This is a genomic window from Massilia aurea (assembly GCF_014200505.1).
Taxonomy (GTDB): Bacteria; Pseudomonadota; Gammaproteobacteria; order Burkholderiales; family Burkholderiaceae_D; genus Telluria; species Telluria aurea_B.
On sequence record NZ_JACHBX010000003.1, the window covers coordinates 353,102 to 378,536 of the forward strand.

At 64.8% G+C, this 25,435-nt stretch carries 23 protein-coding genes; 13 read left to right on the forward strand and 10 right to left on the reverse strand.

Annotated elements, in window-relative coordinates; genetic code table 11:
* Positions 1 to 125 precede the first annotated feature (125 nt).
* A complete protein-coding gene (locus tag HD842_RS15410) occupies positions 126 to 857 on the forward strand; it encodes a hypothetical protein (protein WP_183555602.1) in 732 nt (243 codons plus the stop codon).
* A 93-nt stretch (positions 858 to 950) separates the two neighbouring features.
* On the opposite strand, the gene HD842_RS15415 is transcribed toward HD842_RS15410, so the two are convergent.
* From HD842_RS15415 to HD842_RS15435, 5 genes are all read right to left on the reverse strand, one after another.
* A complete protein-coding gene (locus HD842_RS15415) occupies positions 951 to 2,081 on the reverse strand; it encodes a branched-chain amino acid ABC transporter substrate-binding protein (protein WP_183555603.1) in 1,131 nt (376 codons plus the stop codon).
* A 62-nt stretch (positions 2,082 to 2,143) separates the two neighbouring features.
* Positions 2,144 to 3,496, reverse strand: coding sequence for an ATP-binding protein (locus tag HD842_RS15420; protein WP_183555604.1), 1,353 nt, complete (start codon positions 3,494 to 3,496; stop codon positions 2,144 to 2,146).
* Positions 3,493 to 4,155 carry a response regulator gene (locus tag HD842_RS15425; protein ID WP_183555605.1) on the reverse strand — a complete coding sequence of 221 codons (663 nt, stop codon included), beginning with the start codon at positions 4,153 to 4,155 and terminating at the stop codon, positions 3,493 to 3,495. The genes HD842_RS15420 and HD842_RS15425 overlap by 4 nt, the downstream gene beginning before the upstream one ends.
* A 52-nt stretch (positions 4,156 to 4,207) precedes the next feature.
* Positions 4,208 to 5,758 (reverse strand): Do family serine endopeptidase, encoded by a 1,551-nt coding sequence (locus HD842_RS15430; protein ID WP_183555606.1) that lies wholly within the window; start codon positions 5,756 to 5,758, stop codon positions 4,208 to 4,210.
* A 228-nt stretch (positions 5,759 to 5,986) separates the two neighbouring features.
* Positions 5,987 to 6,457, reverse strand: coding sequence for an Hsp20 family protein (locus HD842_RS15435; protein WP_183555607.1), 471 nt, complete (start codon positions 6,455 to 6,457; stop codon positions 5,987 to 5,989).
* A gap of 211 nt (positions 6,458 to 6,668) precedes the next feature.
* On the opposite strand from HD842_RS15435, the gene HD842_RS15440 reads away from it, so the two are divergent.
* The 3 genes from HD842_RS15440 to HD842_RS15450 all read left to right on the forward strand — a co-directional run bounded on the left by HD842_RS15440 (position 6,669) and on the right by HD842_RS15450 (position 10,193).
* Complete coding sequence (locus HD842_RS15440) at positions 6,669 to 8,588, forward strand: M61 family metallopeptidase (protein WP_183555608.1); 1,920 nt, start codon at positions 6,669 to 6,671, stop codon at positions 8,586 to 8,588.
* 171 nt (positions 8,589 to 8,759) lie between these two features.
* Positions 8,760 to 9,296, forward strand: coding sequence for an REP-associated tyrosine transposase (locus HD842_RS15445; protein ID WP_183555609.1), 537 nt, complete (start codon positions 8,760 to 8,762; stop codon positions 9,294 to 9,296).
* A gap of 156 nt (positions 9,297 to 9,452) precedes the next feature.
* Positions 9,453 to 10,193 carry an AAA family ATPase gene (locus tag HD842_RS15450; protein ID WP_183555610.1) on the forward strand — a complete coding sequence of 247 codons (741 nt, stop codon included), beginning with the start codon at positions 9,453 to 9,455 and terminating at the stop codon, positions 10,191 to 10,193.
* A gap of 55 nt (positions 10,194 to 10,248) precedes the next feature.
* Here the strand turns inward: HD842_RS15450 and HD842_RS15455 are convergent, their stop codons facing one another.
* From HD842_RS15455 to imuA, 3 genes are all read right to left on the reverse strand, one after another.
* On the reverse strand, positions 10,249 to 10,611 hold the full coding sequence (locus HD842_RS15455) for a hypothetical protein (RefSeq protein ID WP_183555611.1): 363 nt from the start codon (positions 10,609 to 10,611) through the stop codon (positions 10,249 to 10,251).
* A gap of 97 nt (positions 10,612 to 10,708) precedes the next feature.
* Positions 10,709 to 12,247 carry a Y-family DNA polymerase gene (locus HD842_RS15460; RefSeq protein WP_183555612.1) on the reverse strand — a complete coding sequence of 513 codons (1,539 nt, stop codon included), beginning with the start codon at positions 12,245 to 12,247 and terminating at the stop codon, positions 10,709 to 10,711.
* Complete coding sequence (imuA, locus tag HD842_RS15465) at positions 12,177 to 12,884, reverse strand: translesion DNA synthesis-associated protein ImuA (protein ID WP_183555614.1); 708 nt, start codon at positions 12,882 to 12,884, stop codon at positions 12,177 to 12,179. The genes HD842_RS15460 and imuA overlap by 71 nt, the downstream gene beginning before the upstream one ends.
* A gap of 156 nt (positions 12,885 to 13,040) precedes the next feature.
* On the opposite strand from imuA, the gene hepT reads away from it, so the two are divergent.
* The 4 genes from hepT to HD842_RS15485 all read left to right on the forward strand — a co-directional run bounded on the left by hepT (position 13,041) and on the right by HD842_RS15485 (position 18,925).
* The gene (gene hepT, locus HD842_RS15470) at positions 13,041 to 13,490 is read left to right on the forward strand and encodes a type VII toxin-antitoxin system HepT family RNase toxin (protein WP_183555616.1); all 450 of its coding nucleotides are present in this window, start codon (positions 13,041 to 13,043) and stop codon (positions 13,488 to 13,490) included.
* 121 nt (positions 13,491 to 13,611) lie between these two features.
* Entirely contained in the window at positions 13,612 to 14,202 is a 591-nt protein-coding gene (locus tag HD842_RS15475; protein WP_183555618.1) for a DUF2760 domain-containing protein, read from the forward strand.
* Entirely contained in the window at positions 14,199 to 16,091 is a 1,893-nt protein-coding gene (locus HD842_RS15480) for an Hsp70 family protein (protein WP_370660843.1), read from the forward strand. The genes HD842_RS15475 and HD842_RS15480 overlap by 4 nt, the downstream gene beginning before the upstream one ends.
* The gene (locus HD842_RS15485; RefSeq protein WP_183555620.1) at positions 16,088 to 18,925 is read left to right on the forward strand and encodes an Hsp70 family protein; all 2,838 of its coding nucleotides are present in this window, start codon (positions 16,088 to 16,090) and stop codon (positions 18,923 to 18,925) included. The genes HD842_RS15480 and HD842_RS15485 overlap by 4 nt, the downstream gene beginning before the upstream one ends.
* Positions 18,926 to 18,943: 18 nt before the next feature.
* Here HD842_RS15485 and HD842_RS15490 read toward each other — a convergent pair whose 3' ends face one another.
* Positions 18,944 to 19,615: a class I SAM-dependent methyltransferase gene (locus HD842_RS15490; protein ID WP_183555621.1), complete on the reverse strand. Its 672-nt coding sequence runs from the start codon at positions 19,613 to 19,615 to the stop codon at positions 18,944 to 18,946.
* Between the two features lie 122 nt (positions 19,616 to 19,737).
* Between HD842_RS15490 and HD842_RS15495 the strand changes: the two genes are divergently transcribed.
* From HD842_RS15495 to HD842_RS15510, 4 genes are all read left to right on the forward strand, one after another.
* Entirely contained in the window at positions 19,738 to 20,394 is a 657-nt protein-coding gene (locus HD842_RS15495; RefSeq protein ID WP_183555622.1) for a DUF4230 domain-containing protein, read from the forward strand.
* 129 nt (positions 20,395 to 20,523) lie between these two features.
* Entirely contained in the window at positions 20,524 to 21,501 is a 978-nt protein-coding gene (locus HD842_RS15500) for a Bug family tripartite tricarboxylate transporter substrate binding protein (protein ID WP_183555624.1), read from the forward strand.
* Positions 21,502 to 21,653: 152 nt separating this feature from the next.
* Positions 21,654 to 22,622: an IS1595 family transposase gene (locus tag HD842_RS15505; protein WP_183555625.1), complete on the forward strand. Its 969-nt coding sequence runs from the start codon at positions 21,654 to 21,656 to the stop codon at positions 22,620 to 22,622.
* 244 nt (positions 22,623 to 22,866) lie between these two features.
* On the forward strand, positions 22,867 to 23,652 hold the full coding sequence (locus HD842_RS15510; protein WP_183555626.1) for a hypothetical protein: 786 nt from the start codon (positions 22,867 to 22,869) through the stop codon (positions 23,650 to 23,652).
* Between the two features lie 25 nt (positions 23,653 to 23,677).
* Here HD842_RS15510 and HD842_RS15515 read toward each other — a convergent pair whose 3' ends face one another.
* On the reverse strand, positions 23,678 to 24,181 hold the full coding sequence (locus HD842_RS15515) for an IS1 family transposase (RefSeq protein ID WP_183555628.1): 504 nt from the start codon (positions 24,179 to 24,181) through the stop codon (positions 23,678 to 23,680).
* Positions 24,182 to 24,367: 186 nt separating this feature from the next.
* Between HD842_RS15515 and HD842_RS15520 the strand changes: the two genes are divergently transcribed.
* Complete coding sequence (locus tag HD842_RS15520; protein ID WP_183555629.1) at positions 24,368 to 25,408, forward strand: SDR family oxidoreductase; 1,041 nt, start codon at positions 24,368 to 24,370, stop codon at positions 25,406 to 25,408.
* The last annotated feature ends 27 nt before the right edge of the window (positions 25,409 to 25,435 follow it).

Sequence of the window (25,435 nt, forward strand, 5' to 3'; positions counted from 1 at the left end):
GAATCGTTTTAAATCCACGAAAAAGTAATCGCCTGGTTTTTTACGCAAGAATGGGTGTTGGCGCCGTACCACAGGGTATTAGCGTACGCGATGTGTCAAAATGCCCGCTTTCCAGCGAGAACACCATGCACAAACTGATTGCCGAATTGATGCGGCTGTATCTTCCCGCCGATGTGCTGCCGTCCGACATCCTTGCACTGCCGGTCAGCCTGACGGGCGGCGACGGCCAGACGCGCGCGATGATGATCCCGTTTCGCAAGACCAAGGGCGCCGACAGTGAAGCGCACTGGACGAAGCTGTGCGAAGTGGCGAATGCACTGCAGACGACGCTCAAGCTGCCCGCGCCTGCAGTGAGCATCTCGGGTGGCGATGCGTATTATTTGTGGCTGTCGCTCGCCGCACCGGTGCCGGCCGAGCGCGCGCAGGCATTTCTCGAACGCCTGCGCGATGCGTACTTCCCCGAGGTCGAGCTGGCGCCGGACGCGGTGCGCGCGCCGGTCGCCCTGCCACCCTGCCTGCACCCGCGCACCGGCAAGTGGGCCGCCTTCATCCACCCGGGCATGGGCGCGTCGTTTGCCGATGAACCGGGGCTGGACATGCAGCCGCCGCCGAACGGGCAGGCTGGGTTTCTGGAAGGGTTGGAGAGTATCGATGCAGAGCAGTTCGAGCACGCATGGCGCCTGCTCGAACCGGCCGCGGTGAGTGCGCCGGTGCATGCACCCGCGCCCGTGCCTGCGGCTTCATCTACACCTGCGCCGCCGGCAGGCCTGCTGCTGAAAGACGCGACGCTGGAGGACATCGTGCGCCACCTGCACGCGAAGAATATCGAGCCGACTTTCCGGCATTTAGTGGCGTAGGGTGGACGGGTTTCCCGTCCACGCGTTCAAACAGTCATCGCGATGTGGCTACGCAGGCTTGGTTTGAACGCGTGGACGGCGCAGCCGTCCACCCTACTTGGTCACCGTGATCAAGGAGCGCTTGCCGCCCTTGAACCCGTACAAGGTGATCGTCCCGTCACGCACATCGCCGCGGGCATCGAACGCCACCGGGCCGGTTACGCCCTTGTAATTGGCTTTGGCCAGGAACGGCAGGTATTTCGCCGGGACGGCCGATCCGGCCTTGACCATCGCGTCGGCCATGACCATCGTCGCGTCGTACGCATACGGCGCGTTGATCTGCACATCGATGCCGAAACGCTTCTTGTAGTCGGCGCGGAACTTGTCCATGCCGGCCTTGCCTTCACCGCGCACGCCGCCCGCTTCCGCGCACACGACCTGACCGTCGGCCATGGTGCCGCCGGAGAGCTTGAAGATCTCGTCCGAGCAGATGCCATCGCCGCCCATCATGCGCACGTTCATGCCCAGTTGCTTCATCTGGCGCAGCATCGGGCCGGCCGTGGCGCTCAGGCCACCGAAGAAAACCATGTCCGGCTTGTTGGCGCGGATGCGGGTGACGATGGCGCTGAAGTCGGTCGCCTTGTCGTTGGTGAATTCGCGCGCGACGATCGTGCCGCCCTGCTGTTGCAGGCTCCTGGAAAACTCCATCACCAGGCCCTGGCCGTAAGCCGTGCGGTCATCGACGACGGCCACGCGGCGCACCTTCATGGCGCCGGTCGCGTAACGGCCCAGGGCCTGGCCCAGCTGCACGTCGTTGGCAATCGTGCGAAACGCGGTATTGAAGCCCTGCTGCGTGTATTTCGGGCTGGTGCTCGATGGCGAAATCTGCGGGATGCCGCCGGTGTGATAGATCTTCGACGCAGGAATCGTGGTGCCCGACGTCTGGTGCCCGATCACGCCATTCACCTTGGCATCGACCAGCTTCTGCGCCACGCTGGTGGCCTGTTTCGGGTCGCCCGCGTCGTCTTCGGCCACCAGCTGGAACGTCACCTTGCGGCCAGCGATCGTGGTGCCGCGCGCGTTGAGGTGTTCGATCGCCATGCGCGTGGCGTTCTCGGTGTCCTTGCCAAAGTAGGCCACCGGCCCGGTGATCCCGGCCACGTGGCCGATCCTGACGATGTCCTGGCTTGACGCCAGACCGGCGGTTGCCGCCAGTACGCTGGCGGCCAATATGTTCTTGTTCATGGGTTCCCCGGTATGCAAACAGGCGGACAAAAAGCCGCCAAACCGGTTATTTTACCGTGCACTCAGGCAGCTGTCTGCACAGGGGTCTTGAACGTGACGGTCGCCATCAGTCCACCCAACCGCTCGGACGAACCCAGCGTCAGCACCGCGCCATGGCGCTCGGCGATTGCCTTGATGATGGCCAGGCCCAGGCCACTGCCGGCCGCCTCGCTGCCGGCCACGCGGTAGAAGCGGTCGAACACGCGTTCGCGTTCGTCCGGCGGGATGCCGGGGCCGCTGTCTTCCACTTGCACTGCGACCGTCCCAGCGCCGCTGAGCACCGAGATGTCGACGGTGCCGCCGCCCGGGGTGTACTTGACCGCGTTGTCGACCAGGTTGCGCAGCAGGATCTGCAGCGCGTCGGGCTGGCCGTCGATGCTGGCCGGGTCGGCCTGCTGCAGGCCCAGGTCGACGCCCTTGGCAGCAGCCACGCCCGCCAGGTCGGCGGCCGTGCGGCGCGCCAGGTCGGCCAGGTCCACCGGCCGGGTCTTGGCAGCCATGCCTTCGGCGGCGGTGGCCTCCTGCCGCGCCAGGATCAGGAGCTGTTCAACCAGGCGCGTGGCGCGGTCGATGCCGGCCGTCAGGCGGCTCACTGCCACCTGGCGCGCTTCTGGCGTATCGGCGCGGTCCAGGCTTTGTGCCTGCAGGCGCAGGGCCGCAAGCGGCGTGCGCAGTTCGTGCGCGGCATCGGCCACGAAATGCTGCTGGGCCTCGAACGCAGTGCGCACACGGCCAAACAGCAGGTTCAGTTCTTGCACCAGCGGGCGCACTTCGTCCGGCAAGCCGGTATCGGAAACGGGCGACAGATCGTCGGCCTGACGCGACGCCACCTGCGAGCGCACACGCGCCACCGGTTGCAGCGAGCCGCTCACGACCCACCACACAACCAGCATCAGGATCGGCATCATGACCGCGATCGGCCCCAGCGTACGCAGGGCCAGGTTGCCCGCCATATTGCGGCGCACGGCCAGGTCCTGCGCGACCTGCACCGTTTGATTCGAGGTCTGGATCGAGAACACGCGGTAGGTCGTGCTGTTGGCGCGCACGTTCGAAAAGCCCAGCACCGCACGCTGCGGCAGACGCGCGCGCGAGACGCTGTGGAACATCTGGGCGCCGTCGGGGGACCACATCTGCACCACCATGTCGTCGTTGCCGCCGGCGCTTTCGGCCTCTTGCCGCGCGCGCGCTTCGTCGTTCGACAGCGGTGTGCTCGAGCGCAGCGACAAGGCCATCTGCTGCATGTGGTAGTCGAAGATCTGGTCGGCGTCGTGCAGCGCGGTGCGGTAGGCGATCGTCGCCTGCGCCACCGCCGCGATCGTGATCGCCGCGAGCAGGAACCAGAGCAGGCGCCCGCGCAGCGAGTGCGTCATCTTCATGCTTTCGGCACCATGTAGCCGACGCCGCGCACGTTCTGGATCAGGTCACTGCCCAGTTTCTTGCGCAGGCCGTGGATATACACTTCTACCGCGTTGCTCGAGACTTCATCGCGCCAGCTGTACAGCTTTTCTTCGAGCTGCGCGCGCGAGAGCACGGCGCCGGGCCGCGCCACCAGCGCTTCGAGCACGGCCCACTCGCGCGCCGACAGCGACACCTGGGTGCCGTCGACCATGATTTCGCGCGTGACCGGATTGATCGTGATGTTGCGGTATTCGAAAATCGGCTCGGCGCGCCCGACAGCACGGCGCAGCAGCGCGCGCAGGCGTGCCAGCAGTTCGTCGAGATCGTAGGGTTTGAGCACGTAGTCGTCGGCGCCGGCATCCAGGCCCGCGATGCGCTGGGCCACCGAGTCGCGCGCGGTGGCGACCAGCACCGGGGTGCGGTCCTTGCGCGCGCGCATCGAGCGCAGTACTTCGAGGCCGTCCTTGCGCGGCAGCCCCAGGTCGAGCAGCACCAGGTCGTAGTTCTGGTTCTGCAGCAGGGCCGTGTCGGCCATTTCGCCGTCCTTGACCCAGTCGACTGCGTAGTGCTCGGCCCTGAGCAGGTCGAGCACCACTTCGCCGATCATCGTATCGTCTTCCACCAGCAGCAGCCGCATACATCCCCCGTTGTAAAAGTGCGACCCGAGGACGCTACGCTATCTTAACCAATTAACCGATCCGCACCGGGATGAAGATTTTTTCACCGCCGCGCTGGATCAGCAGCGCCACCGACTTGTTGGCCTTCGCCACCATCTCGCGCACCTGGACCACCGACGTCACGGGCCGGCCGTTGACCGAGATGAGCACGTCGCCAGGTTCGATGCCGGCCATTTCAGCGGCGCCCGAAGCATCTTCGATCAACAGGCCAGCAGCGATGCCGCTCTGGCGACGCTCGATCGGCTCCAGCGGCCGCAACGACAGGCCCAACTTGGCGCTGTTGTCGACAGTGCTCGCCACGTCTTCCATCTGGCCGCGGCGCGGTTTCTCGGCAGCGTCGGCCAGCGTCGCATCGATGCGCACCAGCTTACCGTCGCGCCAGACGTCCATCGCCACCTTGTCGCCGGGTTTGGCCAGCGTCATCATGGCCGGCAGGTCGCCCGACGAGACGATCGGCGTGCCGTTGGCCGTGCGAATCACGTCGCCGGATTTCAGACCCGCACGTTCGGCCGGGCTGCCACGCTCGACGTTGCTCACCAGGGCGCCCTCAACCGATTCGAGCTTGAACGAATCAGCGAAGCTCTGGCCAACTTCCTGCACCCCCACACCGAGCTTGGCATGCTGCACCTTGCCGGTGGCGACGATCTGGTCCTTGATGCGCACCGCGAGATCGATCGGGATCGAGAACGACAGACCCTGGTAGCCGCCGGTCTGGCTGTAGATCTGCGAATTGATGCCCACCACTTCGCCGCGGGTGTTGAACAGCGGGCCACCCGAGTTGCCGGGGTTGACCGCAACGTCGGTCTGGATGAACGGCACATTGCTGTCCGAGATCGAACGACCGGTGGCGCTGACCACGCCGGCGGTAACGGTGCTTTCGAGACCATACGGCGAACCGATGGCCAGCACCCACTCGCCCACCAGGACCGATTTGGATTTGCCGATCGGCGCCACGGGCAAGCCCTTGGCGTCGATTTTCAACACAGCCACGTCGGTGCGCGGGTCTGAGCCCAGGACCTTGGCGCGAAACTCGCGGCGATCCTGCAGCTTGACCGTGACTTCGTCAGCGCCCTGCACGACGTGTGCGTTGGTAAGGATGACGCCGTCCGGGCTTACGATGAAGCCCGATCCAGCGCCGAAAACGGGCGCTTCACGACCACCGCGCTCGCCACCGGAGCGCGGGTCCTGAAACTGCTTGAAAAACTCATACAACGGATGGCCCGGGTCGAGGCTTGGCATGCCGCCGGCACCGCCGCCACCACGGGCGGCCGTCTTGGTGCCGCCAACGACGCGGATATTGACCACTGCCTTGCCCTGTTGCGCGGCGATGCGCGTGAAGTCGGGCAGCGCCACGGTCGACGACGGTGCGCCCACGGCAGCAGCCGGTGCAGCGCCAGGGGCGGCCGCGACGACAGCCGGCACGCTCGGCGCGGCGGCATTGGCAGTAGCGTTATTGTGATTGACAGCGATGGCACCGACCGCGCCGCCGATGACGCCCGCGGCACACAGGGCCAGCGTCAGGCGTTTGGCAGTGATGGCAGTAACGGCACTTGGGTTCGACATGGATGTGCTCCTGATGAAAATTCGGTGAATCGGTGTTTGAGATTCGATGAGGCTAGTGTCGCGCAGCCGTCTTAGACCATACTTAAGTTGACAGGCAACACCCCTTAGACGCGCCTTAATGCACACGCCTTGCGGCTGCACAGACACGAGGCCCGCCAGATAGGACAAGGGCGCCCCGATGCTGCAGGCGCCCTCCGTTCAAACCGTTACTGCATCATCTGCGCCATTTCAGGCAGCGCGCTGTTCCAATGCCTGGACGTTGTCGCCGCTGATCGTGGTACCGGCAGCATCGCCGATGGCGATCTTGCGTGGCTTGAGCGCCTCTGGCACTTCACGCACCAGTTCGATGGTGAGCATGCCGTTGTCGAACGACGCGGTGGTGACCTTCACGTGGTTGGCCAGCTGGAAGCGCTGCTCGAAATCGCGCGCTGCGATCCCACGGTGCAGGAAGGTGCGCTGGGCGTCGTCCTTCTGCTTGCGGCCGGTGACGTGCAGGCTGTCACGCTCGGTGATGATCTCGACTTCGTCGCGGGTGAAGCCGGCCAGCGCCATCACGATGCGGTATTGGTCTTCGCTCACCAGTTCGATGTTGTACGGTGGGTAGCTTGGCTGCGACTCGGCGCGTTGCTCGAGCAGGCTGGCCAGGCGATCGAAACCGATGGCGGAACGGTAGAGAGGGGTCAGGTCGTAAGTACGCATGATGTCTATCCTTGTAAAGTTAAGCGATAAGGGTGCGGACCTCAGTTGAGCATCCGCTGGTACCAATCTAATGCCATCCATCGCGAAATCAAGACAAGCAAAATACGGAATTCAAAATATTTTTCCAAATTTTGTTTGCATGATGTATCAAGGGAAATTCAGCCCGACGGGCGGTGCTACACTGCCCGGCTTCCCTTCCCTGCCTTTTCCCATGACCGCATCCCGCACCTTCTTCGCACGCGCTGCCCGTCCGGCGAGCGCTTTGGCCCTGACTCTGGCCCTGGCACTGGCCCTGCCTGCCTCGGCCCAGCTTCCCGCCGTCGGCGACGCGCCGTACCCTGGCACGATCGCGCTGCATGTCGACGCGAGCAATCTGTCGCAGCAAGTCTTCAGGATGCGCCTGTCGATGCCCGTGCAGGCTGGCCCGATGACGCTGCTGTATCCGCAGTGGGCGCCGGGGAACCACGGCCCGAACATCCCGCTGACCCAGCTCGCCGGCCTGAAATTCCGCGCCGGCGGCAAGCCGGTCGAATGGAAGCGCGATCCGGTCAACGTGTATGCGTTCCACGTCGTGGTGCCGGAAGGCGCAACGACGCTGGAAGCCGAATACCAGTTCCTGTCGCCGCTCGATACGACGCAGGGCCGCATCACGATGACCGACGACATCCTCGGCGTGCAGTGGCAGTCGGTGGCGCTGTACCCGGCCGGCTATCAGGCGCGCCGCATCACCGTGCAGCCGACGCTGCGCCTGCCCGCCGGCTGGCAGTTCGCCAGCTCGCTGGCGGTCGAAGCACGCACCGGCGACGAAGTGCGCTTCAAGCCGCACGATCTCGACACGCTGGTCGATTCGCCCCTGTTCGCGGGCCGCTACTTCAAGCGCATCGACCTGGCGCCGGGCGCGAAGCAGCCGGTGATGCTCAATGTCGTGGCCGACAATCCCGAAAACCTCGAGGCCAAACCGGACCAGATCAAGCTGCACCGCGCGATGGTCGACCAGGCGCTCAAGCTGTTCGGTTCGCACCACTATCGCCAATATGATTTTCTGTTTGCGATCTCGGACGAATTCGGCGGCATCGGCCGCGAGCACCAGCAGTCGAGCGAGAACGGCGTCAAGCTCGGCTACTTCACCGAGTGGAACCGGAACGAGGCGGGGCGCGAGCTGCTGCCGCACGAATTCGTCCACTCGTGGAACGGCAAGTTCCGCCGGCCCGCGGGCCAGGATGTCGCCAACTTCAACACGCCGCTGCAGAACGAACTGCTATGGCTGTACGAAGGCCAGACCCAGTTCTGGGGCAAGGTGCTCGCCGCGCGTTCGGGCCTGGTGTCACAAACCCACGCGCGCGATGCGCTGGCAGCCGACGCGGCGCGCTACGACGCGACCCAAGGCCGTGACTGGCGCGCCGTGCAGGACACCGTCAACGATCCGATCATCAACGGGCGCCGTCCGATCGGCTGGGGCAACTGGCAGCGCAGCGAGGATTACTACACCGAGGGCATGCTGATCTGGCTCGATGTCGACACGATGATCCGCGAGATGTCGGGCGAGCAGCGCGGCCTGCAGGACTTCGCGCGCGCCTTCTTCGGCATCGACAACGGCAGCACGCAGACCACCTACTACACGTTCGATGACGTCGTGACCGCCCTGAACAAGGTGCAGAAATACGACTGGGCGCCGTTCCTGCGTTCGCGCCTGGACGGCCACGGTCCAGGCGCCCCGCTCGATGGCCTCAAGCGCGCCGGTTGGAAGCTGGTTTATGGCGACACGCCAAGCGACGCGGCGCGCGGCGCGGAAGAGCGCAACAAGACCACCGACTTCACGTACTCGCTGGGCTTCCAGGTGCGCGCCGATGGCGGCGTCACGGGCGTGATCTGGGACGGCGTGGGCTTCCGCGCGGGCCTGGCGGCCAACACGACGATCGTCGCGGTCAACAACCGCGTCTACAAGGGCGACGTGCTCAAGGCAGCAGTGCGCGCAGCGAAAGATGGCAAGGCGCCGCTCGAACTGCTGGTACGCAAGGGGAACAACCTGCGCACGATTTCGCTCGATTACCGCGACGGCCTGCGCTATCCGCGCCTGGAACGCATTCCGGGCACGAAGGACCGGCTCGAGGTGTTGTTCAAAGCGCTGTAGGGTGGATGGCTGCGCCATCCACGTGTTCAAGGATCGGCTGAGCAAAGGCCACGCCTGAGTAGGGTGGATGGCTCCGCCATCCACGCGTCCAACGATCGGCAAATCCAACGCGCACGTCACGCTTGACGTGCGACATCCCATCATCCCCTGCTGCCGCATACGCTCGGCAGCATGTCCCATTTTCGCCGCGTCCGCTCTGGCCGGACTTATTTCTTCACACTGGTCGCCTTCCGCCGTCGCCCCATCCTGTGTGACGATGCGATCCGTGCATCCTTGCGCACCGCATTCGAGCGGACGCGCCTGCGCCGTCCCTTCACGATCGACGCCATCGTGCTGATGCCGGACCATCTGCATTGCATCTGGACGCTGCCGGATGGCGATACCGACATCTCGACGCGGTGGGCACAGATCAAGCACCATGTTTCCTTTTCATGTCGCGATAACTATAACGATATCGTGCCTACCGAGTCACGCCGCCGTCGTGGCGAAGCCGCGATCTGGCAACGTCGTTTCTGGGAACATCAGATCAGGGATGACGACGACATGACGCGCCATGTCGATTACATTCATTACAACCCGGTCAGGCATGGTCACGTCACCAGTGCAGCGCAGTGGCCGTATTCATCGTTTGGGCGGTTTGTGAAAAACGGGATTTATCAGCCGGATTGGGGTGGCACCGAGGCAGCGCGGACGATGATGCTGGAGTAATCGGCAGCGTCGGTTTTTTACCGCGTGGACAAGTGCGGTGATTTGATGCCAACGAGCACCGCGTGGACGGCGTAGCCGTCCACCCTACCGCTAAGCGCCATCTATCCGTTCAACGTGTGCGATGATAATCAACATATCGACTTCCCCGTCTTTGCCATGCATCGCTTCAGCGCCAAGCCTTACTTGCAACGCGTGTGGGCCGACTTCGGCAACGAGGTCGGCTTCGATGACTTCCCGTTCAACATTCCTGCCGTGCGCGAATTGCAATCGATCGAGTTCCACGCCGACGTGACCTTCTTCGTTGGCGAGAATGGCAGCGGCAAGTCGACCATGCTGGAAGCGATCGCGCTGGCACTGGGCTTTGGCATCGAAGGCGGTACGCTGAACAACCGCTTGCTGAACACGTCCGGCGAGCACACCCGGCTGGCGGATCACATTCGGATGTCGCGCAGCACGCGCAGGCCTAGTGACGGCTATTTTCTTCGGGCCGAGAGCTTCTACAATCTCGCGACCTACCTCGACCAGATGCCGCAGACCACCGGCTATGGCGGCAAGCAGCTGCATGCGCGCTCGCATGGCGAAGCATTCATGAGTGTGCTGCTCGACAAATTCAGAGGCAATGGCCTGTACCTGCTCGATGAACCCGAGGCGGCGCTCTCGCCCACACGCCAGCTGGCAGCGTTGCGGGCGATGCATCAACTGGTGCAGGATCAGTCGCAGTTCATCATCGTGACGCACTCGCCAATTCTGCTTGCGTATCCTGGCGCGAAAATTCTGGCATTCGACGGCAACGGCATTGCCGAGATCGCGTATGAGGACACGGAACATTACGCCGTGACGCGCGACTTTTTGAACCACTATCCGCGCCGGCTGGAACAGTTGCTGGCGCCGGATTGAGCATGGTGATTTAACCGGTCGACGCTATTCTCGGTTCATCGAGTGCGGGCCAGGACTACTTCCATTCACCACGCTGGTTCACCAGCGTTTTCTTGCCCTCGGTGACCACCAGCCGGCCATCGGCGTACACGGTGTAGTTCACGCGGCCCGAGCGAAATACATAACCCTGGAAGGCGCCGGGCGTGACGCCATCGGCTGCCATCGAATGCATGGTCTTGCCACGCAGCTTGATTGCCTTGCCGGTTTTCTTGCTGGTGCCGGTGTAGCGCACGTCGTCGCAGGTGACGTTGCCCTCTTCGCACTGCTGCACGATCTTGACCGTAAAGCCGGACGTTTCAAGCGTTTGCTGCGTGGCGGCGTGGGCCGAAGCGGCGACTGCAAAGGCGGCCAGGGCGGCGAGATGAATGGGTGGTTTCATGGATTCTCCTGTCGACTGTCGATCACTGAAGTATGCCTGACCGGGCCAAGCGGTCCGTTCGCTGGCGCGCGCTGGCGACGCGTCGACAGGCATCGCCTCAACCGAACAAGCCATGCAGAAACCAGCGCGGCGCGGCATCCTCGCCCGAGCCGTTGATGCGTTCGCGGTAGATCCAGTACAGCGCGTGGTCCTTGCCTTCGGCGATGAAGTAATCGCGCGTTTGCGTCTGGCTCCACCACCCCGCCTCGATGCGTTCGGGATTGGATGCCACCCGCAACGGCGAGCCATAGAATGGCCGGTGGTCGCGCATCAATAGCGCAAGCGGCTTGGCCAGCAGCCAGCTTGGCCGGGGCAGGCTTTGCACATCGGGCGGCATCTGCGCGGCGCGTACCGCCGCGCTGACTTTCTGGTGCACCGGCACCCAAGCGTTGGCGATCTCGGGCCGGTAGTCGGCATGCGGCAGCGCCTGCAGCACGTTTTCAGGGCCCAGGCGCGCGACCAAGAGTTCGATCATGCGCATGCGGTCTTCTTCGCTGCCGCCGGGATCGGGAAACAGCGAGTCGGTCGGCGGCGCCATCGCCTGCAATTGCTGCGCTTCGAGCCGGATGCCGATCACGGGCGCGACGAGTTCGAGCTTACCCAGGCGTTCGCGCAGCAGCCGCATCAGGTGTTCGTCGCGCCACGTGGGTTCGGCCAGTGCTACCTCGACCGCCGTGGGCGGACACGCTACCCTGCCCCGCTCGTGCTCGAGCAGCAGCAGGATGCGCTCGACTGCCAGCTGGCGGGCGCACAGCCAGCCCGTCATCTGCAGTACCAGGTGATGGGCGCCGGCCAGCAGCAAGTCGGCGTGTTCGAGCCGGTCGAACAGTTCGAGCCGGGCCTGGAAGCGTTCGGGCGGCTCGATCCATTGCAACAGTTCGGGACTGTGGCCATACGCGGCGTCGAGCATGTCGAGCAGCGCGCGCCCGCAGCGCCGCTGCAGGCCGGGCCGGGGCAGGCGCTGCAATTCGTCCAGCCGGCGGCAACCGAGACCATCGAACCAGGCCGCGAACGGCCGCGCCGGTGGCAGCAGGCTCACTGGCAGGCGATTGAGCCGCCGCACGAGCGAATCCATCTTGACCGCGCGCCCCGCATTGCGGCGCGCCAGCAGCCAGGCGCCGCGCGCGGTGGGCGCGCAGGCAATGCAACCCGTAAAGCCAAGTGTGCGCAGATTGGCGCGCACCTGCGCGCACAACTGCCGGATGCCGCCGAACAGGCGCAGGCTGGCGCCGATGTCGAGCAGCAGCGTGGCTTCTTCGGCCAGCGCCACTTGCGGCGTGTACTGCAGCATCGCCATCGCCACTGCTTGCAAGGCCTCGGCCTCGCGCTCGTGGCTGCGCTGGACGATGCGCGCATCGGGCATCAGCATCAGCACGCCACCACGCCGCATGCCGGGCAGCACGCCTTCGATGTGCGCCGCCTTCGACAACGCCATCACCCGCTCCTGTTCCAGAACCACGATGCCGGGATCACCCGCAGCAGCATTGTCAGCATCGGCGCCATCGGCACCGCCGCCGTTGCTACTGCTATTGCACCAGCGTGGGCTGAAGACTTCGAGCGGTAGCTGGGGCAAATACAGGCCGATCCAGAGGCGCATGGCGTTGCAGTAGTGAAGAACCAAGGGGCAGGAACAGCGGCGCGTCGCGCTGCGGTCCCCGGCGTTTGATGAAGTCGACCGTCATGCCGCCGGCGGCCGGACGCAGCGCAAGGCGCAGCGGCGCGGGCGACGCATCCTGCGCGGCAGACAGGGGGCGGAGCATGAAGAACAGGGTTTCGCCACCCTGCGCCGCCAGGTGCAGGCGGCGCAGGCTGTCACTGCGCACGTGGTTGGCCCAGAACAGCAGCGCACCGCAACTGCCGCTGCGCAAGACCTGCTCGGCCGCCCACAGCGCATCGGCGCTGCGCGTCGAGCGCAGCCACAGCAATTGGGATGGATCGAGACCCAGCGCGGCCAGCGCCAGCGCCTGGGGTGGATGGGGTGGTTGCAGCAGCACGATGCGGCGCGATGCGCAGGCGGCCAGCGCCGGGCGCAGCAGCCGCATTTCGCCGATGCCGGGTTGTTGCAGCAACAGGTCGACCAGAGTGCCGCCGGGCCAGCCACCGCCCGGCAACTGGCCCGACAAGGTGGCATGACCCGTGTCGATGCAGCGCGTGTCGGCATGCGCCAGCTGCGAGGCGCGCCACAGCGATGGGTGCAATGCCTCTGGTGCAGCAAAGATGGAAGAAGGATTCATGATAGTGATAACAATGCAAGTACTGTATAAACGTACAGTACTCGTTGAAACGGGGCTTGGCAAGAGCTTTTCATTTTGTCTACGGTGTCGACACCTTGTAGATCAGCTCTTTGGCGCCATATATATTCTTCGTATCCTGTGATCATGGAGTTGTTAATGAGCAACGCAGTGAGTGCCAAGACGAGTACCGATCTTCTGCTGAAGAAAGCCGGCATCATCGAACGCTGCTGCAACCGCGCCCGCGAAGAATACGAGCGCGACCCCACGACGTTCACCGACGACATCACGCGCCAGGATGCGGCCACGCTCAACGTGATCCGGGCCTGGGAAGCGGCGATCGAGATGGGTGACTACGTGATCGGCTGCGCGCGCCTGGGACCACCACAGGACGAGCGCGAGGTCATCACGCTGCTGGCCGGGCATGGCTGGATCGCGCCGACCGTGGCCGAAAACCTCAAGCGCACCGGCGAATTCTGCCGCGCCGAATGGGATTACCAGGCCGCCCCCCTGCCCGCCCTCGTCACGATCATCAAGCGCGGCCTTGGCGATTTCACCGATTACGCAGCAGCGCTGACGAGCGGCGCGCGCGCTGTCGGCCAACCCTGACCATGTCTTGTCAGTGCGCCAACGGTGCGCCTGCTGGTATCATGCGCCTCTTTTGGGAGCGGGATTCTCTGGCGCCGGATGCGCCGGGTCGCCGCTTTCGCACTGACCAATCAAAACAACCATGACCCAACAGACCAATTTACCCGGCTTCTTCAGCCGCTTGTCGATCGCCTTCGGCGCCCTGTTCAAATCGCTCGGCGACGCCGAATTTGCCGCGCGCGTGCGCGATGACGGCGTCGGCCCGACCGCGGCTCCGGCACCGGTACCTGCCCCGGCACCGGCACCTGCACCTGTCGTGAAACCAGCGCCAGCGCCGACGCCCCTGCGCGCGCCGACGCCGGATTCGGCCCTGCAACTGCTGAGCCTCTTCCAGCGCGAAGCGCGCCTGATCGACTTCGCCCACGAAAACCTCACCAGCTATTCGGATGCCGACATCGGCGCCGCCGCACGCGTCGTGCACGAAGGCTGCGCGCGCGTGCTGCGCGAGCACTTCACGATCGAACCGGTGCGCAGCGAGGCTGAAGGCGCCCGCATCACGCTGAACGAAGGCTTCGATGCCGCCAGCGTGCGCCTGACCGGCAACGTGGTCGGCACGGCGCCGTTCAACGGCACCCTGAGCCATCGCGGCTGGCGCGCCGCCAGCGTCACGCTGCCGCAACTGGCCGAGCGCCACGATGCGCGCGTGCTTGCCCCGGCGGAGGTGGAACTGTGAACGACATCGTGAACGACCCATTGAACGAATCGTTGAACCATGCCGCCGAGCCGCGCTACGCCATCGGCATCGACCTGGGCACGACCCATAGCGCGCTGTCGTACGTCGACCTGCAGGCCAGCGATGGCGAACAGGCCGTCGATGCCGTGCTGCCGATCCCGCAACTGACTGCGCCCGGCACGATCGAAGCGCTGCCGCTGCTGCCATCGTTCCTGTACCTGCCGCACCCGGACGAACTACCGGCGGGCGAACGCGCGCTGCCATGGAGCGACACCGAAGAAACTGCGATTGCCGGCGAGATGGCGCGCAACCGCGGCGCGACCACGCCGATCCGCCTGGTTTCGTCGGCCAAGAGCTGGCTGTGCCACCCGGGCGTGGACCGCCGCGCCGCGATCCTGCCAACGGACGCGCCGGACGAAGTCACCCGTGTGTCGCCACTGGATGCATCGACCCACTACCTGCGCCACCTGCGCCAGGCCTGGAATGCTGCACACCCCGAAGCACCGTTCGACCAGCAATCGGTCACGGTCACCATCCCCGCCTCGTTCGATCCGGGCGCGCGCGAGCTGACGCTGGACGCCGCGCGCCTGGCCGGCTTTACGCCGACCCTGCTCGAAGAGCCGCAAGCGGCGCTGTACAGCTGGATCCAGGGCAGCGGTGGCCGTTGGCGCAAACAGGTCGCACCGGGCGACATCATCCTGGTGGTCGACGTCGGCGGCGGCACCAGCGACTTTTCACTGATCGCGATCCTCGAACGCGACGGCAAGCTCGAACCGCACCGCGTCGCCGTGGGCGACCACATCCTGCTGGGCGGCGACAATATGGACCTGGCGCTGGCCCACTTCGTGGCCCGCAAACTTTCGGCCAATGGCACGCAGCTCGACGCCTGGCAGATGCGCGCACTGACCTACGGCTGCCGCAGCGCCAAGGAAGCGCTGCTGGCCGACGCCAATGCGACGACGCACCCGATCGTGGTGCCAAGCCGCGGCTCGAAACTCATCGGCGGCTCGATCCGCACCGAACTCACGCGCGACGAAGTCACCGCCTTCATCACCGACGGCTTCTTCCCGCGCGTGGAAGCTTCAGCGCGGCCGACCGTGCGCGCCCGCGCCGGCCTGACCCAGCTTGGCCTGCCGTATGCGCAGGATGCCGCGATCACGCGCCACCTGGCCGCGTTCCTCGCGCGCCAGGCCGGCGCCACCGCCGAACTCGAAGGTTTCACTGGCCGCGTCACGGCCGACCACACCTTCCTGCATCCGAGCGCGGTGCTGTTCAACGGCGGCGTGTTCAAGTCGGGCATCCTGGCCCAGCGCGTGATGGACACCATCAACGACTGGCTGTACATGGAAGGCGCCGAACCGGCGCGCATGCTCGAAGGCGCCGACCTGGATCTGGCCGTCGCGCGTGGCGCGGCCTACTTCAGCTACGCACGACGTGGCGGCGGCGTGCGCATTCGCGGCGGTACGGCGCGCTCGTACTACGTTGGCGTCGAGTCGTCGATGCCGGCCATCCCGGGCATGGAACCACCACTCGAAGCCCTGTGCGTGGCGCCGTTTGGCATGGAAGAAGGCAGCGAACTCGAACTGCCGGGCCAGGAATTCGGCCTGGTGATCGGCGAGCCGGTCACGTTCCGCTTCTTCGGCTCCACCACGCGCCGCCAGGACCGCATCGGCGACGTGCTCGAATTCTGGGGCCCGGACGAGTTGCACGAAATGAACGAGATCCAGGCCACGCTGCCGGCCGATGGCCGCGCAGCAGGTGATGTCGTGCAGGTAAAACTGCATGCGCTGGCGACGGACGCCGGCACGCTCGAACTGCTGGCAGTGGCGCGTGACGGCCAGCGCTGGAAGATCGAGTTCGACGTGCGTACGGCGGCCGGGGTCCAGTGACCTGGCTCGTCGGCATCGATCTGGGCACCACGAACACGGTGCTGGCCTACGGCCGCAATGGCCCTGGCGGCATCGAGTTATTCCAGATCGATCAGTTGGTGGCGCCCGGCGAAGTGGCCGGCGCACCGCTGCTGCCGTCGATGCGTTACCACCCGGGGCCGGACGAACTGGCGCCGGGCGCCCTGCAACTGCCCTGGCAGCAGCCGGATGTTGCCGGCGTCGAGCACGTCGCGCTGGGACGCCTGGCGCGCGTGCTCGGTGCGGCCACGCCGGGCCGGCTCGTCACGAGCGCCAAGAGCTGGCTGTCGCACGACGGCGTCGACCGCATGGCGCCGATCCTGCCGTGGGGTGTCGACACCGACGTGCCCAAGGTCTCGCCGGTGGCTGCCAGTGCCAGCTATCTTGCGCACCTGCGCTCTGCATGGAATGCGCGCTTTCCCAAACAACCCCTCGAACGCCAGCAGATCGTGCTCACGGTGCCGGCGTCGTTCGACGAAGGCGCCCGCGCGCTGACGCTCGAAGCGGCCAGGCTGGCCGGCCTGCCACAGGTCGCGCTGCTGGAAGAACCACAAGCCGCGCTGTACGACTGGCTGTACCGCCATCGCGCCAGCCTGGCCGACGATCTGGGCGATGCGCGGCTGGTACTGGTGGCCGACGTGGGCGGTGGCACCACCGACTTCAGCCTGGTCAAGGTCGATACCAGGGATGGCGAGCCGCACCTGACGCGCATCGGCGTGGGCAACCACCTGATCCTGGGTGGCGACAATATGGACCTCGCGCTGGCGCACCTGATCGAAGCGCGCATGGCCCAACAATCCGGCGACCACAATAGCAATGACGCCGCGCGCACGCGCCTGTCGGCTGCGCGCCTGGCCCAGCTCACGGAACGCTGCCGCGCCGCCAAGGAACAACTGCTGGCAGAGGACGCGCCCGAGTCGGTCGCCGTCACGCTGCTCGGCGCCGGCAGCCGCCTGATTGGCTCGGCCCGCAAGGCCGACCTGCTGCGCAGCGACATCGAGCGCATCGTGCTCGATGGCTTCCTGCCGCTCAACGCCGCGCAGGACGAACCGACGCGCGCCCGCGCCGGCATCGTCGAATTTGGCCTGCCGTATGCAAGCGACCCGGCCATCACGCGGCATCTGGCGAGCTTTTTGCGCCAGCATGCAGCGGCGTCGCGCGAGGCGCTCGGCCTGGATGGCGGCGCGATCCCGATTCCGGATACGGTGCTGCTCAACGGCGGCGTGTTCAGGGGCGCCGCACTGGCCAGGCGCCTGGTCGACACGTTGAGCGGCTGGCGTAGCGCCCCAGTACGCGTGCTGCACAACGAGAATCCCGATATCGCCGTCGCCCGTGGCGGCGTCGCCTACGCGCTGGCGCGCCAGGGCCTGGCGCCGGCGATCGACAGCGGCGCGGCCCGCAACTACTACCTGCTCCTCGACGGCGAAGCACGCGCTGGCCTGCTGCGCGCCGTCTGCCTGCTGCCACGCGGCACGCCGGCTGCCACGGACGTCACGCTGGCAAACCGCAGCTTCGCGCTGCGCGTCGGCCGGCCGGTGCGCTTTCACCTGGTCTCGACGATTGCCGATGCCGGCGCGGCGCCGCAGGCCGGTGATCTGGTCGATCTCGACCTGGCCGACGTGGTGCGCCTGCCGCCGATTGCGACGGTGCTGCGCAAATCAGGGTCGGGCACTACGGCGGAGATTCCCGTGCACCTGGTGACGACGCTGAGCGAAACCGGTTCGCTCGAAGTGCATTGCGTCGCCGAAGACGGCGGCGGGCGCTGGCAGCTCGCGTTCCAGTTGCGTGGCAATAGCGATGATGACGGCGATATCGACGTGCCGGACGAGGCCCTGCCCGCGAACCTGGACGCGGCGATCGACAAGATCGAGCGCGTGTTTGGCGCCCGCTCGAAACAGGTCGAGCCGAAAGAAGTCAAGCAACTGCGCGCTGGCCTCGAACATCTGCTCGGCCCACGCGAAAGCTGGACCACACCGCTGCTGCGCCGCCTGTTCGATGCCCTGATGGCGCGCGCGAAAGGCCGGCGCCGCTCGGTCGAGCACGAGCGCGCCTGGCTGAACCTGGCCGGCTACAGCCTGCGCCCCGGCTTCGGCCACCCGCTCGACGAATGGCGCATGGAACAGTTGTGGGCCCTGTTCGAAGCGGGCGTGCAGCACCACAAGGACAGCCAGGTGCGCGCCGAATGGTGGACGCTGTGGCGCCGCGTGGCCGGCGGCCTGTCGCTCGACGCGCAACTGCGCGTGCTGGACGATTTCGCCTTCAACCTGCAGGCCGATGCCGCCGAGCGTGGCCGGCGACCCGTCACCCTCGTCGATGGCAGCGAAGAAGACCTGCTGCGCGTGGGCGCGTCGCTCGAACGCATCCCGTCGGCCTACAAGGCCGAGATCGGGGAATGGCTGTTCAAGCAGATCGCCGATATCCCCGCCGGCGGCAAGCTCGATGCCCGCGCCAGCGCGCGCTACGGGCGCTATCTGTGGGCGCTGGGCCGCGTGGGTGCGCGCCAGTCGTTCCAGTCCAGCGCGCACGAAGTAGCGCCACCTGACGTGGCCGAGGGCTGGCTGCGCCAGCTTCTGCTGCTCGACTGGCGCAAGGTGGAGCCGGCCGGCTTTGCCGCCGCCCACATCGCGCGCATGACGGGCGACCGCTCGCGCGACATCGATGACGCGGTGCGCGGCGACGTGCTGCGCCGCCTGGCAGCCAGCGGCGCGCCAGCAGCATGGACGGCGATGGTGCGCGAGGTCGTGGAACTGGATCAGGCCAGCGAAGCGCGCATGCTGGGCGATGCGCTGCCGCCGGGCCTCAAGCTGCTGCGTTAAGCGCGGTCTATCGACGCATCACGCTTCCAGCTGCCCGATCAGGATCAGCGAGACCGGCTTGCCGGTACGCGGATGCAGTGGCTCGCGCATGGCGGTGACCCGCAGCCCGTTTGCCGCGAACAGCGCGAACCAGCCCGCGACTGTGCGGAAGTACCACGGCGGCGCATCGGCGAAGTCGCTGGAAAAGCCCGCCCAGCTGCCGCTGCGCCAGCCGTCGACATACGGGGCATCGCCGCACGCCATGAGCGGATGCACGGTCTGCACGACCAGCGAGCCGCCCTCGCGCAGATAGGTCGGCGCCGCGCGCAGCAGGCCATCGACCGCCTCGTTGCCGATCAACGAGAAATTGCAGACCGCGACATCGAGCGCCAGCGCCAGCCGGCCCTGCGCGATCTGCTCGAACGACAGCACGCAAAAGTCGCCGCCGCCAGCGGCATTGGCTTTCTCGACCAGCGCGGCAATCGCATCGACACCGACCATTGCCACGCCGGGTAGCGCGCGCACCAGCCAGCCTTCGCCGCAACCGAGATCGATGCCGGTGGCCGGATCAAGGCTGCGCACCGCATCGACGATGGCGGCATTGGTGACCAGCGTGCGCGTTTCAATTTCACCGTCGCGCACTGCGGTGGTCCAGGGGTCGACGTTGCGCGACCACGCGTCGAGAACAGCGGCATCGGTAAGACCTGGCATGGGCTCCTCCTGTCATGACGCCATTATGCCGCAGGCAGTCATGGCACACGGTGAACGACAGCCATCCACAGGATCGGATAGACTGGCCGCCGACTCCGCCAACGCACCCGCCCCTGCCGCCCATGAAACCATCGCAACACCTGCCCATCCTGCTCGTCGCCGTCCTCGCTGCCGCCATTACCTTCGCGCTCATCAAGCGTCCGGCCGACGAAGCGCCCGCACCGCCGCCGCTGGTGTCGCTCGAGAAGATGGGGCATCTGGTGTCGCTCAAGATGAATTATTCGGACGTGATCGAATTCACGCAGCCGAATGCCGTGGACATCCCGTGGTCGCAATGGGAAGTCCGGCTTGGCAGCACCCGCGTGCTGCTGGTCGCGCGCGGCGACTGCACGCTGGCCACCGACCTGCGCCAGGCGCGCTACGAAGACATCGACAACACGGCGCGCACGCTGACGGTCGTGCTGCCGGCGCCCTCGCCGCTGCAGGCGCGCATCAACCACGAACCGCGCGACAAGGGCGGCTCGTACTTCTATGCGATCACCGACCAGGGCTTGCAGGCGTTCATTCCGTCGGCGCAAACGCGCACCACGGCCATGAACAACGTGCTGGCCACGGCGCAGAAAGCGGTGCAGGCCGCGTGCAGTCAGCCAACAATACTGAATACCGCGAGGGACAACGCAGCCACCGTGATGCAGGCCACGCTGCTGGCCACCGGCTGGACGCCGACGGTCGTGTGGGAAGCAAGCACCGGTCAGGCAAAGCCCGTCACGACGCCATAATCTGTTGTAAAAAATTCCCACTTAGAAACAAAAGATTACACCTGTGATGACGCAAGCGGCCTGACCCTTCGTGTAAAATCGTCTGAGCAGGTTATCGGAACAAATCAACTATATAGAGGTGACAACACCATGCGCGTCTTCCCATCCAGCGGAAAAACCCTTGTCTTTGCTCTCGCGGCAACCGTTCTTTCCACCAGCGTCTTCGCCCAAACCTGGCCAAGCGACACCGTGACCGTCGTCGTGCCATGGCCGGCAGGCGGCCCGTCGGACATCGCGGCGCGCCCGCTGGCCAAAGGCTTGACGACCGCGCTGGGCAAGTCGTTCGTCATCGATAACCGCGGCGGCGGCGGCGGCAATATCGGTTCGGCAGCGGTCACCCGCGCCAAGGCCGATGGCCAGACCATGCTGATCACCTCGAGCGCACCAATCGTGATCAACCCGAGCCTGTACAAGAAAATGGCGTTCAACCCGGCGACCGACCTGATCCCGGTCACCAACCTGCTGCGCGCGCCGCTGGTGCTGGTTGCCCACCCATCGGTCCCGGCCAAGAACGTCAAGGAACTGCTGGCACTGATCAAGTCGAAGAACGGCCAGTTCTCGTACGCATCGGCCGGTAACGGTACCCCACAACACCTGACCGGTGAAATCTTCCGCGGCGTGACCAAGCTCGACATGGTCCACGTGCCATACAAAGGTTCGGCGCCGGCGATTTCCGACCTGCTGGGCGGCCACATCCCGATCATGTTCGACAGCACCATCGCGATCATGCCGCACATCAAGAGCGGCAAGGTCAAGCCAATCGCCATTTCGGGCAACAAGCGTTCGCCACTGTTGCCGGATGTACCAACCTTCGCCGAAGCTGGCCTGCCAATCGAATCGTATGCGTGGTACGGCATGTTCGTGCCAGCCAAGACGCCGAAGGCCGTGATCGACAAGATCAATGCCGAAACGCAGAAGGTCATGAAGTCGCCTGACTTCCAGCGCGTGCTGGCCGACACCGGCACCGAGTACGTGGGCGACACGCCTGAGAACTTCGCCAAGTTCGTGCAGGCTGAGACCACCAAATGGTCGAAAGTCGTGAAAGACAGCGGCGCAACCGTCGACTGATTGTCAGCGATTTGGTAGTGCCCTGAAACGGGTGACGCGGCTTTGCCGGGTCACCCGTTTTTTTTGGCGCAGTCAGCGTTAAATAGAGACTAGCTTTGAACTGACGAGCAGTCCAGTGGTCCAACCCCTGTCCACAGCGTCAGGAGTCGATCATGAAAGCGCCGCGTTTCAAGGGCTGGTTCGCAAAACTGCCTTCGCTGAACCAACCCCAGCGCCGGCAAGTGCTTGATGCCCTGCATCCTGCCGCCGGGCTCGATCAGGTAGTCGCGCTCATCAGTGAGGCCAGAGCGCCAGGCCGCTGCTGCCCCAGATGCGGCAACGAGCGTTGCTACCGGCACGGGTTCGCCAACGACTTGCAGCGCTACCGCTGCTGTGCTTGCGGTCGCACCTTTAACGACCTGACCGGTACGCCCCTGGCGCGGCTGAGGCTCAAGGCCAAATGGCTCGCGTATTCGCAGGTGCTTCTCGATTCACTCCCCGTGCGCAAGGCGGCAGACCGGGTCAGCGTACACCGCACCACGGCCTTCCGCTGGCGCCACCGCTTCCTGCATTGGGTCAAGCTCGACCGACCCGCGCTCCTGAATGGCATCGTCGAGGCTGACGAAACATTTCTGCTCGAATCACAAAAAGGTTCACGCACACTTGACCGGCCACCTCGCCGCCGCGGCGGCCGCGCTGCCACACCGGGCATTTCCAGCGAACTCGACTGCATCCTGGTCGCCCGCGACCGCGAGGGACGCACGGTCGATGCCGTTACTGGCCGCGGTGCACTCACGGCTGCGCAACTCGACCGTAACTTGCTGCCCAGGCTCGATAAGGAGGCGTTGCTGGTCAGTGACCGCCATGCGGCCTACCGCGCATTCGCACGCAAGCATCGGATCGCGCACGAGACGGTCAACCTGCGCGCCGGTGTACGTGCGAGGCGACTGGGCAATCTTGCCATCCACGTGCAGAACGTCAATGCTTACCATCAGCGTTTCAAGACCTGGCTACAGCGCTTTCGCGGCGTGGCGTCGCGCTACCTGCCCAATTACCTGGGCTGGCGCTGGGCGTTGGATGGAGAGCGAATTATTTTTCCAGAACAAGTGCTTCGCATTGCTATCAGCGTCATCAACAGATAACACTGATTGCGCCTTTGCGTCGGCATTGTGCTTGCCGTAGCAATCGCATTGCCCTCACAACTCGTCATGCCGCTTATCCCAACAGTGCCTTATCGTCTCTAAAAAAATACAAAAAATATATTATTTACGATGTCTAATTATTAATGTAATCTCCATAACAGTATTGTCATCGTCCTGTCATAAAAGTGTGCAGTTCCTGCCGTTCGGACAGAAATTGCTTGGCGATCATTTTGGAGAAAACAGCATGCCCGACTTTCGCTTATCAGGCAGTCCCCGCTCGGTTGTCCACTTTCTGGGCACGATCATCATCTGTCTGCTATGCGCGCACGCGGCAGGCCTTGTCCTGCGGCTGGGGTTCGGACACGATGTCGCCCATGGTCTGGTTCCCCTGTTTGATGTCGATGCCGAAGGTAATGTTCCAACGTTTTTCTCGGTGTGCCTCGGACTATGCAGTGCCGCCCTGTTTGCCCTGATTGCTCTGGACGCGAAAAACCGCGGTGACCGGGATGCCGTCTACTGGACCGTCCTGGCGGTCGGTTTCCTGTTTTTGTCCTACGACGAATGCTTCCAGGTACATGAAAAAATGACCGGACCGATGCGTGCGATGTTGGGAGGCTCCGATCCGGCAAATGGCGCGCAACTCGGACTGATGTATTACAGCTGGGTCGTGCCTGGCTTGATAGGCGCATTCGCCGCCTCGCTGTTCTTCCTTAAATTCATGTTGCGTTTGCCAGCTGCCACCCGCCGTCGAATGATCCTGGCGGCATGCCTGTTCCTCGGCGGTTGCCTCGGTATGGAACTGATCAACGGCAGTGTCATGGAAAGCCAGGGTGACAGTCTGCTCTATAACGTGCTCGTCATGGTGGAGGAAGGACTCGAAATGACCGGCATGGCTACCCTGATTTATGCCATGACGAGCCATATTGCTGCAAGCTGCGACAAATTCGAGATCAATCTGCATGCCGCTGAAACGGCAATGTCGCAACAAGCGGCAACGGTGCAGCAAGTGGCTCCGGTGCAGTACACCTGAGCCACTGCTGTGGTGGCGGACTTCATTACTTCGTGCCGGCCTTTTTAAATGTGTGGCGAAGTTTATAAGTAGGCCACAACCGTTCTTTATCGGTCTCATCCAGAAACCGATGACGCCAGCGCAGCGCAGTATTGCTGTGCACGCCAACCTGCGCCGCTGCTGCCCGAACCGATCTGGCTTCGCGCAGCATGACAATGTAATCGAGCCACTTCTCGCGCAGCCTGAGCCGCGCCAGTGGCGTACCGGTCAGGTCGTTGAACGTACGCAGGCATTGGCGGCAGCGAAAGCGCTGGCGGTTATTGGCCTGGCCATGCCGGTTCAGTTGGCGGCAAGCGCAATGCGGGCAGCAGCGCTCTGTCGACCTGCTGTCTGCGATGAGGGCCGCGAGCCGGTCAAGGCTCCCCTGCGGCTGCGGGACCATCATTGCCCTGACCGGCCGGGGATAATCGAGCAATACGCGATGCGGGCCTGATTTCACGAACCTGAAAGATATCACGGTGCCTCCCTTGTCATAGTCGGAGTTCGACACTTGCCTGGCGCTCCGGTTCAATCTTCCTCATCGCGATGCACATCAGCTCCGTTCAGGCGCCTTCCACTCCCCTTCCAAGACATTGCTCCACCGCTACCGAACACCATGGCTTTTCGATAACGACTAACATCTTTATCAACGTCGTGACCGCTATCGGCACCCTGCCACCACATTCAAGGAGCAAGCATGCATTCGGAAGACAAGAAGGTCGAGAACCAGACCACGCAAGACATGGCGCCATCGCGCCGCCGGTTCGTCGGCACCGTGGCCGCCGGCGTTGCCGCCTCGGCCGCCGCCGTGCCGGCCCTGGCCCAGCAAGCCGCGGGCGGTAACCAGCCGGCCGCAGGCGCCGCGCGCGAAGCGGCCAAGCGCTATCCGCGTCCACCGTTCCCGAATCAGGATCAGCCATGGCCTGCCCTGGCCAGCAAGATGACACCGCGCCCTGACCATGGCGAAACCACCTATCGCGGCAGTGGCCGCCTGGCCGGCCGCAAGGCGCTGATCACGGGTGGTGATTCGGGCATCGGTCGCGCTGCCGCCATCGCGTACGCACGCGAAGGCGCGGACGTGGCGATCGGCTATCTGCCGGCCGAAGAGCCGGATGCACGTGAAGTGATGCAATTGATCCGTGACGCCGGCCGCAAGGCAGTGGCCGTGCCGGGCGATATCCGCGATGAAGCGTTCTGCAAGAAGATGGTGGAAACCGCCGTGCGCGAACTTGGTGGCCTGGACATCCTGGTCAACAATGCTGCGCGCCAGCAGAATCACGATTCGATCCTCGACATCACCAGCGAACAGTTCGACTGGACGATCAAGACCAATGTGTATGCGGTGTTCTGGATCACGAAGGCAGCGATTCCGCACATGAAGCCAGGCAGCGTGATCATCAACACGTCGTCGCAAACGGCCTACGATCCGCCGGAAAAACTGCTCGACTATGCGTCGACCAAGGCGTTCGAGGTGGCGTTCACCAAGTCGCTGGCCAAGCAGATGGCCTCAAAAGGGATTCGGGTCAATGCGGTGGCACCGGGCCCGGTATGGACGCCGCTGCAACTGGCGGGCGGCAATTCACCGGAGGGTCGTGCGAAGTTCGGGGAAGACACGCCGATGAAGCGTCCAGGCCAGCCAGCAGAACTGGCGGCGACCTACGTCACGCTGGCGTCGGATGAATCGAGCTACACCACCGGCCATGTGTATGGCGTGGCGGGTGGTGGCGGGCAGCCGTAAGCGCCCACTAGCATGTCCGCCCGGTCT